12 protein-coding genes and 1 pseudogene are annotated in these 12,902 nt (G+C 53.5%); 9 read left to right on the top strand and 4 right to left on the bottom strand.

What is annotated here, in order from left to right; all coding sequences use genetic code 11:
• Positions 1–61: 61 nt before the first annotated feature.
• Positions 62–292 carry a bacterioferritin-associated ferredoxin gene (locus P0078_RS07335; protein WP_444893084.1) on the bottom strand — a complete coding sequence of 77 codons (231 nt, stop codon included), beginning with the start codon at positions 290–292 and terminating at the stop codon, positions 62–64.
• 314 nt (positions 293–606) lie between these two features.
• Here P0078_RS07335 and P0078_RS07330 point away from each other — a divergent pair, with 314 nt between their 5' ends.
• The 7 genes from P0078_RS07330 to P0078_RS07300 all read left to right on the top strand — a co-directional run bounded on the left by P0078_RS07330 (position 607) and on the right by P0078_RS07300 (position 8,024).
• Entirely contained in the window at positions 607–1,209 is a 603-nt protein-coding gene (locus P0078_RS07330) for a peroxiredoxin (protein WP_143730920.1), read from the top strand.
• 241 nt (positions 1,210–1,450) lie between these two features.
• Entirely contained in the window at positions 1,451–2,653 is a 1,203-nt protein-coding gene (locus P0078_RS07325; protein WP_282933782.1) for a serine hydrolase domain-containing protein, read from the top strand.
• A 99-nt stretch (positions 2,654–2,752) separates the two neighbouring features.
• Positions 2,753–4,672: a molecular chaperone HtpG gene (gene htpG, locus P0078_RS07320; protein WP_282933781.1), complete on the top strand. Its 1,920-nt coding sequence runs from the start codon at positions 2,753–2,755 to the stop codon at positions 4,670–4,672.
• 246 nt (positions 4,673–4,918) lie between these two features.
• A complete protein-coding gene (locus tag P0078_RS07315) occupies positions 4,919–5,950 on the top strand; it encodes an NAD(P)H-dependent glycerol-3-phosphate dehydrogenase (protein WP_282933780.1) in 1,032 nt (343 codons plus the stop codon).
• 13 nt (positions 5,951–5,963) lie between these two features.
• Positions 5,964–6,446 (top strand): DUF4389 domain-containing protein, encoded by a 483-nt coding sequence (locus P0078_RS07310; RefSeq protein ID WP_282933779.1) that lies wholly within the window; start codon positions 5,964–5,966, stop codon positions 6,444–6,446.
• Positions 6,447–6,571: 125 nt separating this feature from the next.
• Positions 6,572–7,024, top strand: a complete 453-nt coding sequence (sixA, locus tag P0078_RS07305) for a phosphohistidine phosphatase SixA (protein ID WP_282933778.1) — start codon at positions 6,572–6,574, stop codon at positions 7,022–7,024.
• 121 nt (positions 7,025–7,145) lie between these two features.
• Positions 7,146–8,024, top strand: coding sequence for an alpha/beta fold hydrolase (locus P0078_RS07300; protein WP_282933777.1), 879 nt, complete (start codon positions 7,146–7,148; stop codon positions 8,022–8,024).
• Here P0078_RS07300 and P0078_RS07295 read toward each other — a convergent pair.
• The gene (locus P0078_RS07295) at positions 8,021–8,365 is read right to left on the bottom strand and encodes a 5-carboxymethyl-2-hydroxymuconate Delta-isomerase (protein WP_282933776.1); all 345 of its coding nucleotides are present in this window, start codon (positions 8,363–8,365) and stop codon (positions 8,021–8,023) included. The two genes, P0078_RS07300 and P0078_RS07295, sit on opposite strands and share 4 nt — an antisense overlap.
• Positions 8,366–8,419: 54 nt before the next feature.
• Complete coding sequence (gene folE, locus P0078_RS07290; RefSeq protein ID WP_282933775.1) at positions 8,420–8,962, bottom strand: GTP cyclohydrolase I FolE; 543 nt, start codon at positions 8,960–8,962, stop codon at positions 8,420–8,422.
• Between the two features lie 342 nt (positions 8,963–9,304).
• Between folE and prmB the strand changes: the two are divergent.
• Positions 9,305–10,227, top strand: a pseudogene (gene prmB, locus P0078_RS07285) (50S ribosomal protein L3 N(5)-glutamine methyltransferase).
• A gap of 173 nt (positions 10,228–10,400) precedes the next feature.
• Positions 10,401–11,477, top strand: coding sequence for a chorismate synthase (aroC, locus tag P0078_RS07280; RefSeq protein ID WP_282933774.1), 1,077 nt, complete (start codon positions 10,401–10,403; stop codon positions 11,475–11,477).
• Positions 11,478–11,541: 64 nt separating this feature from the next.
• Here aroC and P0078_RS07275 read toward each other — a convergent pair whose 3' ends face one another.
• On the bottom strand, positions 11,542–12,621 hold the full coding sequence (locus tag P0078_RS07275; protein ID WP_282933773.1) for an integron integrase: 1,080 nt from the start codon (positions 12,619–12,621) through the stop codon (positions 11,542–11,544).
• Between the last annotated feature and the right edge of the window lie 281 nt (positions 12,622–12,902).

Below are 12,902 nucleotides of genomic sequence, written 5' to 3'. Positions count from 1 at the left end.
GAGAGCTGGAGAGATGAAAGTGGTAAAGAGGCCACTAGAGGAGGGTGGCCATCTTGGACGGTCAGCTGGCGGAGTAGAAGAGGCCGCTGTTGGCAGAGGACACCATCCCACCGCTCATGGTCTCGTCGATGATCTCCTTGGTCTGCTCGGCACAGCGTCCACATTGAGAAGAAACGCCTAGCTGGCGTCTCAAAGCCTTCACCGAAGTGGAGCCATCATAGATCGCCTCTTTAATCTGGCGGTCAGTTATGCCCTTACAAATACATACATACATGGCGGTGGCTCTGTTCAACTCTTACTCAATAGTAGTCAGGTAGGAATCCTATTGCAATTGAGAATGAGTGTCAATAAGATTCCGGAATGGTCGCATTTCGCCCTCTTTGTTTGCTATTTGTACATCTTTGCGGGTAGGTCATCCTATTTTGGGTGTTAGTTCACGCATAGCCGTTCTGCTATCAGCCTGATTTAAAAAATTTATGGGCCTGAAATAAGTGGGTGTGTATCATAGCGGCCCACTATTAATTCCCATTCGATTTATAGCTGCTGCTCATAAATTGAACACTCTACGTATCATCAACAACCCATCATTGGATTGAGGAGGTTTTCATGGCAGTTCTGGTAGGCAAGCCGGCTCCGGATTTCACCGCTGCAGCGGTATTGGGTAACGGCGAGATCGTCGATACTTTTAACCTGAAAGAAGCAATCAAAGGTAAGAAGGCTGTAGTTTTCTTCTACCCGCTGGACTTCACCTTCGTATGCCCTTCTGAGCTGATCGCTTTCGACCACCGTTTCGCTGAGTTTGAAAAGCGCGGTGTTGAGGTAATCGGTGTATCCATCGATTCCCAGTTCTCTCACAACGCATGGCGTAATACCTCCGTCAACGACGGTGGTATTGGCCCGGTTAAGTACACTCTGGTTGCAGACGTTAAGCACGAAATCTGCCAGGCGTACGACGTAGAAGCTGACGCTGGTGTTGCTTTCCGCGGTTCCTTCCTGATCGACGAAGAAGGCAATGTACGTCACCAGGTAGTTAACGATCTGCCGCTGGGCCGTAACGTTGACGAAATGCTGCGCATGGTTGACGCTCTGGCGTTCCACCAGGAGCACGGTGAAGTTTGCCCCGCCGGCTGGCAGGAAGGCGACAAAGGTATGAACGCTTCTCCGGAAGGTGTAGCGGCTTACCTGAGTGAGAACGCTGAGAAGCTGTAAGACGCTTTTTGCGTTGGGGTCTCCGGACTCCAAAAAGAAGAACCGCCGTAAGGCGGTTTTTTTGTTTGTACAAGCCTTGTTGCGCTGATCTGCGCTGATTGGCATGGCCGTCCCCGCGCCGGAGAAAAGTGCAGACTAGAATTCAGCGGTCAGTCCTGCGTGGCGCCTAAATAGAGTTTTTGCCCGCTGGCTGCTAGTCTTATCTGCAACTACCGGATTGCTTTGGCGGCTCGATTTGCTTATGAGACCTGCAATTCTTTCAAATATTGTCTACGGCACGCGCGCTTTTATGGCACGTTTTTTCCTCTCCCTGATGATTCTGGGGAGTCTGTCCCTGCCTGCGCAAGCGGTTGATATAGACGACAGGGCCAAGCAGTTTGGCCGCTACTTCAAACAGATGATGGCGGGTAAATCTATACCCGGCGGCGCCTATGTCATTGTGGATGGCAACCGGGTGGTCGCGATGGACACCTATGGCGTCAGGGTCAGGGGTAAATCCGGCAAGGTGGATCAGGACACGGTGTTCCGCCTGGCCTCGGTATCCAAGACCTTCGCTGCCAGTATGGCCACTATGTTGGAGCATGAAGATCGCTTCAAATGGGATGACAAGGTGGTCAACTATGTGCCAGACCTCAGCTTTAAGACGCCCTCGCTGTCTCGCCAGCTTCAGGTGGAGCACTTGCTCAGCCATTCCTCGGGCCTGACCCCCAACGCCTACGACAACTACCTTGAGGACAACAAGCCTCTCAGCAAGATATTGCCCAAGTTTGCCAATATCGATCCGCGCTGTACGCCGGGAAAATGCTACGGCTACCAGAATGTGTTGTTCAGCCTGATTGAGGACGTGATTTTTGAGGCGACCGGGGTCTCCTTTGCCAGCCAGCTGAAAAAGCGAATTTTTGTCCCGCTGAAAATGCAGAACGCATCGGTCGGCTGGGAGAGCTTTATGGCCTCCGACAACCGTGCGGCACCCCATATCCAGACAGGCAGCGGCTGGCGCCCGGTAAAAGTAGAGAAGGAATACTACTTTGCTGCACCGGCGGCGGGAGTGAATGCCAGTATCTCCGATATGGCCCAGTGGCTGAAAGCGCAGATGGGCTACTACCCGAAGGTGCTGTCACCGGAAGTGATCGCCGATATGACTACTGAGCGAGTCGCTACCCAGCGCCATATGCGCCATCGTATCTGGAGAGATTACCTGTCTCACGCGGGCTACGGCTTGGGCTGGCGCCTCTACACCATCGGTGACGATCGTATTATTTATCACGGCGGTTGGGTTGCGGGCTTCCGCGCGGCGGTGGCCTATTCGGAAAAGTTGAAAGTGGGTATTGCCATCCTGATGAATGCGGAGTCCCGAGTGATCTCAGATCTTACTGCCAATTTCGTGATCGATATTACTGGCAAAGGCAATCTCGCTACCGCTCAAACCAGTGGAGATCGCTGATCTCTACTGGCAAGTGATTGTCCCTCCCCCTTGAAACCTGCTGGCTGATCCCAATATTTGCTCCCTGTTCCGATTGACGTTTACGGGGAGACCGAATAGATGACCGTTGAGGCCCAAAAAGAGAGCCATGGATTCCAGACGGAAGCCAAGCAGCTACTGCACCTGATGATCCACTCGCTCTACTCCAACAAGGAGATTTTCCTGCGCGAGCTGGTATCCAACGCTTCTGATGCCGCCGACAAGCTGCGTTTTGAATCGCTGTCCAAGCCCGAATTACTGGGTGAAGATGCAGACCTGCGCATTCGCATCGAGTTTGACAAGGAAGAGGGCACACTCACCATTACCGATAACGGTATTGGTATGAGCCGCGATGAAGTTATCGAAAACCTCGGTACTATCGCCCGCTCCGGCACCTCTGCATTTATGCAGCAGCTGACCGGAGACCAGAAAAAAGATGCGCACCTGATCGGCCAGTTCGGTGTGGGCTTTTACTCCGCCTTTATCGTTGCTGACAAAGTGGACGTATTCACTCGTCGCGCCGGTTTGAATTCCGACCAGGGTGTGCACTGGGAGTGTCACGGTGAAGCGGAATACTCCGTAGAGACTGTAGAGTGGCCCCAGCGCGGTACCCGGGTGGTTCTGCACCTGAAAGAAGAAGCGAAAGAGTTTGCCGATAACTGGCGCCTGCGTTCCATCATTAAAAAGTACTCTGATCACATTGCCATTCCGGTGGAAATGTTGAAAGAGGAAATGCCGGCAGCGGAAGAGGGCGAAGAGCCGAAAGAAGAGAAAGCGCCTGAGTTTGAAGCAGTAAACGCTGCCCAGGCCCTGTGGACTCGCCCGCGCTCGGAAGTGAAATCTGAGGAGTACAAGGAGTTCTACAAGCATATCTCCCACGATTTCGACGATCCCTTAACCTGGAGTCACAACCGCGTAGAGGGCAAACAGGATTACACCAGCCTGCTATACATCCCTGCGCGCGCACCGTTTGATCTGTACCAGCGCGATGCCGCTCGCGGCCTCAAGCTGTATGTGCAGCGCACTTTTATCATGGACGATGCGGAGCAGTTCCTGCCGTTGTACCTGCGTTTCGTGAAAGGTGTTCTGGACTCCAACGATCTGCCGCTGAACGTATCCCGTGAAATCCTGCAAAAAGATCGCAATACCGATGCGATCAAGAGTGCGCTGACCAAGCGTGTTCTGGATATGCTGGATAAACTGGCGAAAAAAGATGGCGATGAGTACCAGAAGTTCTGGGATCTGTTCGGTAATGTATTAAAAGAAGGTCCGGCTGAAGATTTCTCCAACAAAGAGAAAATTGCCAAGCTGCTGCGCTTCGCCAGCACCCATACCGATACCGAGAAGCAGGATCAATCCCTGGAAGACTATGTGGGTCGCATGAAGGATGGCCAAAAGGCGATCTACTACGTGTGTGCCGACAACTTCGCTACGGCCAAGTCCAGCCCCTACCTGGAAGTATTCCGCAAGAAGGGTATCGAAGTGCTGCTGCTCACCGATCAGGTGGACGAGTGGTTCGTGGGCCATATGAACGAGTTCGACGGCAAGCAGTTCCAGGACGTGGCCAAAGGTGCGCTGGATCTGGGTGAAGCCGAGAGCGACGAAGACAAAGCTGAGCGCGAAAAAGTTGAGCAGGAGTCCGGTGCCCTGGTTGAGCGGGTACAGGAAGTTCTGGAAGGTCGCGTTGAATCCGTACGCGCAACCACTCGCCTGGTGGACTCCCCAGCGTGTCTGGTGGTGAGCGAACAGGATATGGGCCCGCAAATGCGCCGCATCCTGGAACAGGCTGGCCAGGCCCTGCCAGATGCCAAGCCGATCTTTGAAATCAATCCGTCCCACCCACTGGTACAGCGTCTGGACCAGGAGGCGGATGAAGATCGCTTTGCGGATCTCACCAATATCCTGATGGACCAGGCTAATCTGGCTGCCGGTAACCAGTTGGCAGATCCGGCGGATTATGTGCGCCGCCTGAACACGCTGTTGCTGGAAATGCACGGCTAAGTCAGCGCTATTGATTGGTGCTAAGCGATGGCCAGCGGAGTTGTTTTAGACTTTGCTGGTCCCAGAAGCGGCCCCTGCCGGATCGAGCGGTGTTTTATCGGTTGGTCAAGGCAGAGGGCCGTTTTTGCTATTTACTGTGCCGTTTCGCACAATTGGCAGAAGTTTAAAACAAATTGACCCCATTGGGCTCAGCGGGTCATGCCTCTATAATCCGCAAGTCTTATAAGAAGCTTTATCGGTGTGACAATGCAAAAAGAAACTTCCAACCCCCTCGCTATTGCCGTATTGGGCGGCGGCAGTTTCGGAACCGCGATTGCTAACATTGTGGCGGGCAACGGCCACGATACCCGCCAGTGGATGCGCAATGCGGAGACGGCGGCTGAGTGTCGCGACACTCGAGAAAACCATAGATACCTGCCCGGCGTGCCCCTGCACCCGGAATTGCAACTTACCAGCGACCTGGAGCAAGCGGTCGATGGCTGCAATATCGTCTTTGTGGCGATACCCAGTAAATCCTTTCGCGAGGTGGTAAAAAAAGTAGCCCCTTTGTTGGCGCCGGGCACCATGCTGATCTCCACCACTAAGGGAATCGAGCACGACAACTTCCACTTAATGAGCGATATCCTGCGCGAGGAAACCACCGACATGCGTGTCGGGGTCTTAAGCGGACCAAATTTTGCAAAAGAAATTGTTGCGGGGCACTACACTGCAACGGTGGTGGCCAGTGAAGACGAGGCACTTTGCAAAGCGATTCAATCGGCACTGCACTCGGAAACTTTCCGGGTTTATTCCAGTAACGATGTGTTTGGGGTAGAGCTTGCCGGTGCGCTAAAAAATATCTACGCGATCGTCACTGGTATGGCTGCGGCGCTGGAGCGCGGGCAAAATACCATCAGTTTATTGATCACCCGCTCCCTGGCAGAAATGATGCGTTTTGCCGAAGCGATGGGTGCCGATCCCATGACGTTTATCGGTCTAGCTGGTGTCGGCGACTTGATTCTAACCTGTTCCTCAGATCTCAGCCGAAATTACCGGGTGGGGTATATGGTCGGTAAAGGCAAGCCGCTCGATCAGGCTGTCGCAGAAATCGGTCAGGTGGCCGAAGGTGTGAATACGGTTCGTCTGATTAAACAGAAAGCCGACGAAATGGGTGTCTACATGCCCTTGGTTTCCGCGATTCACGCCATATTATTTGAACAGCGGCCGATTCCTGAGGTGATTCGTAATTTGATGTCGGGCGCGCAAACTTTTGATGTGGCCTACTCGGCCAAGCCTTAAATGGAAGCCTCATATGAAAAATGACGATCTAAAGCGCAATCTTACTTCCGGCAACCAGTGGGTGCGCCTTATCTATATGGTGCTGTTTGCAGTGTGCCTTCAGGTTGCCGCGTGGTTACTGATGGCGGTAGTGATACTGCAATTCCTGTTTTCGATTATCAGCGGGAAATCCAACGATAATCTGCGTCGCTTTGGCGATCAGCTCGCCTCCTATGTTTACCAGGCGATCCAGTTCCTGATCTACAACTCCGACGAAAAGCCTTTCCCGTTTGCCGAGTGGCCTGAATCTGAAGTAGAGGATTTGTCCGGTTACGAGGGCGCCGAAGATGTTTCTGCAGAAGTGGTTTCTACGGAAGTAAAGCGTGAAAAGGACAAGGCTGAAGACGAAGCTGAGGATGCGATTATCCTGGGTAGCTCCGAGCCCGAGAGCAGTGAAAAGCCCGAGCTGGTTGAGGAAAGTGCCGACGACGCCGACAAACCTGTCGACAAGAATTGATCGCTTTTCCTATCGCTAATTTATCCGGTGCCTTATCCGTGGGCGCCGGATAAATATCCGCTGCCCTCCCTACGAATATTCCCGCAGGCATCGATAAAGTAACAACCCACCGTTGAGGAAGCCCCATGCAGCTGTTTATTTTGCGTCACGGTAAAGCCGAGCCCATGCTCGCCAATGATGCAGAGAGAGCCCTGACAGAGCGCGGGCGCAGGCAGGTTGCACAGGTTTGTAAAAAGCGCGCTGAGGAACTGGCGGCGGTAAAGGCAATTTGGGCCAGCCCATTTGTACGCACCCAGGAAACCGCTGAGATTGCTGCCGCCCAGTTGGGGTTGCCCGTTATTACCGAGCCGCTGCTAATCGGTAATACCCACCCACAGCAACTGCTCGACCATTTGCAAACCCAGGATACCTTTCCGCTTCTACTGGTTAGTCACCAGCCTCTGGTGGGCAGCCTGCTTAATGGCCTCTGTGGCAGCGGTAACGAACACCCGATGGGCACTTCCAGCCTCGCCTGTGTCAGTGCGGATGTATGGGCTAATGGCTGCGCTGACCTGGAGTGGTTGCAGCACGCAGAGTAATTTTTCCGGTCGTGTCTGCCAGTAAATCCCTATTGCGCTGATCACAACTGTCATTGCGGATGTTGTTGGTGGGCCGCACCATTTCACCACCTGTTTTAGTCACTATCCGGTGGATATCACTTTGGCGATAAATCAAATCACTCCCCGTGAAATCACCCTTGAGTTTGATCACAAGTCGATTGCCGCACGCCAGTGGGGCGACCCGGAGGGAGAGCCGGTAATTGCTCTTCACGGCTGGTTGGATAACTGTGCCACCTTCAGTCGGCTGGCTCCCCTGCTGAGCGGAATTAATCTGGTAGCGATAGATATGCCGGGCCACGGACGCAGCTATCACCGCTCACTTGATGCCAACTACAACATCTGGGAAGAGGCGGAAGATATTTTGGGTGCGGTGCACGCACTCGGCTGGCGCAAGTTCTCTATTGTGGCGCATTCCCGAGGTGCTATTGCCGGGGTGATTACCGCTGGCGCTTTTCCCGATCGGGTAAAGCGCTTGGCACTGATCGATGGTCTGGTACCTCCCTCCACCGAAGATGAAAAGGCTCCGGAGAACCTGGCCAAGGCCATTGCCCAGAGAGCCCGTTACGGCACGCGCAAGCTGCGGGTTTACGGTACCTTCGAAGAGGCTGTCGAAGCGCGCAAGAATGGCATGTTTCCGCTAACTGAGTGGGCTGCGCAGGTATTGACCGAGCGGGGCACCCGGGAAGTGGAGGGTGGCTATATGTGGAGTAATGATCCCCGGCTGATGGCGGCTTCCACGGCCAAGCTCAATGAGCCACAGATTAAAGCTTACTTATCCCGATTGAAGATGCCGGTGCAGTTGGTTCTCGCTGAAGACGGTATCGCAGATATGCTCAAGCGCCTGCGCCCTGTACTGCAAGAGTTTCCGGGTATTGAGGCGCGTGAGATTCCCGGAAGCCACCACTTACACTTGGAGGAGAGTGGTGCCCAGGCGATTGCAGAGTGGTTTGGGCCTTTCTTGCGCGGTGAAACCGCTTAGAAGGGAACCCGCTTGGAATAGCAGCTGGCATCCATCTCCCGCACCTCTACCGAGACTGCGGGAACTCCCTCGGCAAATTGGCACAGGCTGTTAAAAACCGCCGAGCTCAATGCCTCCCTTTCCCGCGTAGAGCGCCCTTCAAGCAAGCGGATCTCTGCGTGGATAAAGCTGTTGCCATTGTCCCCAGCGATAAATTGGTCGTAGGACTTGGCGCGGGTCTTGATATTGTGGGAGGCGAACAAACCGGAACGGTGCATCGCCTCCTGAGCCGAGCTGACCAGTGCAGCGACAGAAATCTTCTCTTCCAGATTTTTCGCATACTCTATGATCAGGTGAGGCATAGCGGTCACTCCTCGGTCAAAGCGGCCCTGGCGGCCGCTGGGTACCTGTGGCGTTTACTGGCGCAGCAGGGAGAGGAACTCGTTGCGGGTGGCCTGGTTGCTGCGGAAAGTACCGAGCATAGCCGAAGTCTTCATCACAGAGTTCTGTTTTTCCACACCGCGCATCATCATGCACATATGCTTGGCTTCGATGATCACGCCGACACCGGCAGCACCGGTAACGTTTTGCAGGGTCTCGGCGATCTCTACGGTCAGCTGCTCCTGGATCTGCAGGCGGCGCGCAAACATATCCACAATGCGTGCTACCTTGGACAGGCCAACGACCTTGCCATTGGGAATATAGGCTACGTGGGCGCGGCCGATAAACGGCAGCAGGTGGTGCTCACACAGGGAGTAGAGTTCGATATCCTTAACCAACACCATTTCGCTGCAGTCGGACGGGAAGAGCGCGTCGTTGACTACATCTTCCACGGTCTGTTTATAGCCGCGGGTCAGGTATTCCATGGCTTTGGCGGCGCGCTCCGGGGTGTCTTTGAGCCCAGGGCGTTGCGGATCTTCGCCGATTGCTTCAATAATTCGCGCGTAATGTTCGTTCATGCTGCTCTTTCCAACATCTCAGCCCGAAGGGCGGGTGCGCTACCCTAAGCGTTTGTAACCCGAGAGTAAAGATCCACGCGGCCCGAGGAGCTTGTTAGGTGTTATTTGACGACCACTGACGAAGGCTATTTTGTTAGCAGGGCGGAGCGAAGTTGGGCGGAAAAATGGCTTAGGGTCTTTAGGTAGCAGCTGTAAAATGGCCACTTAACCTTACTCGTCGCTTATTTGGTGTGAGCAAACTACACTCCCCGGGCATTGATTGGCCCCTCTGCAGCAGCAACAGAGGGCACCCGCTAGTGACAGTGGGCCCCGACGAGATACAAAGCACTTAAGGATAGATTGATGATAGAAAGGCGTGAAACAAGCCTCCACGAACTGACCACTGTTTTGGACTATATCCGCTGGGGGACCAGCCGATTCAATGAGGCCGACCTCTACTACGGCCATGGCACCGACAACGCCTGGGACGAGGCCGTTTTACTGGTAACCCACGCCCTGCATCTCCCCCTTACAGTAAGCCGGAGATACTCCAGGCCCGTTTGACCATGGAGGAGCGCCGTGACGTACTCACTATCCTGGAGCGGCGCTTTAGCGAGCGGGTACCGGCGGCCTACCTGACCAAGGAAGCGCATTTCTGCGATATGACATTTTATGTGGACGAGCGGGTACTGGTACCCCGTTCACCGATTGGCGAGATGATTCGCCACAACTTCCAGCCCTGGCTCAATGTTGAGCCCCTGGCGATTCTGGACCTCTGTTGTGGTAGCGGTTGTATCGGTATCGCCTGTGCCGAGGCCTTCCCGGAAGCGCGTGTCGATGTGAGCGATATTTCCGAGGACGCGATCGAAGTTGCACAGATCAATATCAATCGTCACGAATTGAACGAACGCGTGCGCGCAGTGCAGTCGGACCTATTTTCCGGCCTGCACGGTATGAGTTACGAGTTGATCGTGTGCAACCCGCCCTATGTCGATGCCCGCGATCTGGCCGAAATGCCCAAGGAATACCACGCTGAGCCGGATATAGCCCTGGGCTCTGGCGATGACGGTCTCGATTTTACCCGCCGCTTGCTGCGCGAGGCTGCCAACCACTTACAGCCCGACGGCCTGTTGATCTGCGAAGTGGGCAATAGCTGGGAAGCCCTGGAAAAAGCCTTCCCGGAGGTGCCGTTTATGTGGCCCGAGTTTGAGGATGGTGGCCACGGTGTTTTTGCCATCAGCCGGGAAGAACTGCTCGCCTACCAACCCTACTTCGAAAAGGAATAATTCCTTTTGCCTCCGCGGCCATCTCGGTTGCCGGGTTATGGGTACAAGCCCGGTTCTGCGGACACTTGTGCTTTTTGCCCCAGTCTGCGCACTGGGGCGGGCAGATCATTTATAATGCGCGCCCCTATTGTGGGCCATCCTGTTTTACCACCTACTAGCTGGAAAAGTCGTCTATGTCGGGCAATACCTTTGGCAAGCTGTTTTGTGTCACCACCTTTGGCGAAAGCCACGGCCCCGCGCTCGGCTGTATCGTCGATGGATGCCCTCCGGGTCTGGAGATTAGTGAAGAAGAAATTCAGCGAGAGCTGGACCGCCGCAAGCCGGGCACTTCCCGCTATACCACCCAGCGCCGCGAACCCGACCAGGTAAAAATCCTTTCCGGTGTTTTCGAGGGAAAAACCACCGGCACGCCCATTGGTTTGTTAATTGAAAATACTGACCAGCGCTCCAAGGACTACAGCAATATCGCTGAACAGGTAAGGCCAGCCCATGCCGATTTCACCTATTGGCAAAAATACGGCATCCGCGACTACCGTGGGGGTGGCCGATCCTCCGCCCGTGAAACTGCCATGCGGGTTGCCGCCGGGGCCATCGCCAAAAAATGGCTAAAACAAAAATACGGCATTGAAGTGCGCGGTTATCTCTCACAATTGGGCCCGATAAAAGTACAAAAACTGGATTGGGACCAGGTAGAACAAAACCCCTTTTTCTGCCCGGACGCGGAGCGGGTTCCTGAAATGGAAGCCTATATGCAGGCGTTGATCAAAGAGGGGAACTCCATCGGTGCGCGTATCTCTGTACACGCCAGCGGCGTTCCCGCCGGACTGGGCGAACCGATCTTCGACCGTCTGGATGCAGATTTGGCCCACGGCCTGATGAGTATTAATGCGGTAAAAGGTGTGGAGATTGGTGCGGGCTTTGACTCCGTGGAACAGAAGGGCACCGAGCACCGGGATGAAATCACCCCGCAAGAGGGATTTCTATCAAATAATGCCGGCGGCATTTTAGGGGGGATTTCCAGTGGCCAGGACATTATTGCCCATATCGCCCTGAAGCCGACTTCCAGCCTGCGTATCCCTGGTCGCAGCGTCGATCGCTCCGGCAACCCCATTGAAGTGATAACCAAAGGCCGCCACGATCCCTGTGTTGGTATTCGGGCAACGCCGATCGCCGAAGCGATGATGGCCCTAGTCCTGATCGATCACACCCTGCGCCAGCGCGCGCAAAATGGTGATGTCACTCCGGGATAATTCGACCGATATTTATATTTTTTATTGGGATACCGGCGCAAGCTGGTATTCGGTCTCCCCGCTGCTAAGGCGCGGCCAATAAGCTAAGCCCTAGCACCTCCCCTATTTTGCGCGCTACAAAATAGTTAGCTTCAGTCTCTTCAATTTTATTTATGTTGCGCAGGCGATCTGAGGGGCTTAAAACGCCTTTATCTCCCCGATTTACGACATGAGTATAAATTTCAGTAGTGCTTATATCCGAATGCCCAAGCAGCTCCTGAATCGTACGCAAGTCATAACCTGCTTCGAGCAAGTGGGTCGCAAAGCTATGGCGAAATGCATGGCAGCGTGCTGGTTTGTTGATTCCCGCCTTTCTTACGGCGTTACTTACTTGGCGCGTCAATGTGGATGAGTGCATATGGTGCCTTCGATATATGCCGGAGCGGGGACATTGACTGATAGAATTAGCGGGAAACAAATATTGCCAGGCCAGCTGTTTGGCAGCATTGGGGTATTTTCGATCGAGGGCATCTGGTAGATAAACTGAGCCGCAACCGGCGAGTAAATCCTGCTGGTGAAGAAGAGATACGTGCTTGACTTGACGCTGTATATCTTCAGCTATCCCTTTCGGCAGAAGGGTAGTGCGATCCTTATTCCCCTTCCCGCCACGGACAAAAATATTGTTGCTGCTAAAGTCCACATCCTTTATTCGGAGAGACAGTAGTTCGGCACTGCGAAGCTCTGAGCCATACATCAACTCAATTTGCAATCTGAAAACGCCCTGTAAATGACTGAGAACTGCGAACACTTCCTCGCGGCTATAAACAACAGGCAGTCGCCGCTGCCTCTTGGCAAGCTTAAAATCCAAATCTGGGATTTCCCTGTCTAAGAACTGTTTGTAGAGATAGACAATGGCATTCAATGCCACTCTTTGCGTATTGGTTGCGCAGAGCCCCTGAACAGCAAGGTAGGTAAGAAATGTCTCAACCTCAGCGGCCCCCATATCGGCAGGGTGCTTCAAGCGATGAAAGTGGATAAATCGCTTTATCCAATGGGTGTAAGTCTGCTCCGTTCGGTACGATAGTCCCTGCTTGCGAATATGCTGGCGCAAGATATCCATAAAACGCTCTGGTTTAGCGGGCAGCTTAGGGCGAATATCATCCATGATACTTTCTCATGCTGTTTTTATATACAGTATTTGCTATTTCCCTATGCTGTCAATATCGGAGATCAAAAGCAGCTGCACATATCCACATCAATATAGGCGCTAACTTATTGATTTTTAACGGTTTAGGTTTGTGATCAAAAGGAGCAAAATAACAAGATATGGTGCAGCTGCAATATATCCACTTGGGTGTTTTTATGTTGGCGTTGACTAACTCACTGATTTGTATGTGTTTTTTGGGTTTTGGTGAATTCTTACTCCTGGGATATATTGGCAGGTGA

The organism is Microbulbifer sp. VAAF005 (assembly GCF_030012985.1).
GTDB lineage: Bacteria > Pseudomonadota > Gammaproteobacteria > Pseudomonadales > Cellvibrionaceae > Microbulbifer.
Note: the sequence above shows the minus strand (reverse complement) of the source record. Positions and strands in the feature narration are given on the sequence as shown.

What these genes read in the sequence shown, in the direction of transcription:
- P0078_RS07330 (WP_143730920.1), top strand. Translation starts at nt 607, where the DNA reads ATGGCAGTTCTGGTAGGCAAGCCGGCTCCGGATTTCACCGCTGCAGCG.
- sixA (WP_282933778.1), top strand. Translation starts at nt 6,572, where the DNA reads ATGCAGCTGTTTATTTTGCGTCACGGTAAAGCCGAGCCCATGCTCGCC.
- folE (WP_282933775.1), bottom strand. Translation starts at nt 8,962, where the DNA reads ATGAACGAACATTACGCGCGAATTATTGAAGCAATCGGCGAAGATCCG.
- P0078_RS07310 (WP_282933779.1), top strand. Translation starts at nt 5,964, where the DNA reads ATGAAAAATGACGATCTAAAGCGCAATCTTACTTCCGGCAACCAGTGG.
- P0078_RS07275 (WP_282933773.1), bottom strand. Translation starts at nt 12,621, where the DNA reads ATGGATGATATTCGCCCTAAGCTGCCCGCTAAACCAGAGCGTTTTATG.
- P0078_RS07315 (WP_282933780.1), top strand. Translation starts at nt 4,919, where the DNA reads ATGCAAAAAGAAACTTCCAACCCCCTCGCTATTGCCGTATTGGGCGGC.
- aroC (WP_282933774.1), top strand. Translation starts at nt 10,401, where the DNA reads ATGTCGGGCAATACCTTTGGCAAGCTGTTTTGTGTCACCACCTTTGGC.
- P0078_RS07325 (WP_282933782.1), top strand. Translation starts at nt 1,451, where the DNA reads ATGAGACCTGCAATTCTTTCAAATATTGTCTACGGCACGCGCGCTTTT.
- htpG (WP_282933781.1), top strand. Translation starts at nt 2,753, where the DNA reads ATGACCGTTGAGGCCCAAAAAGAGAGCCATGGATTCCAGACGGAAGCC.
- P0078_RS07295 (WP_282933776.1), bottom strand. Translation starts at nt 8,365, where the DNA reads ATGCCTCACCTGATCATAGAGTATGCGAAAAATCTGGAAGAGAAGATT.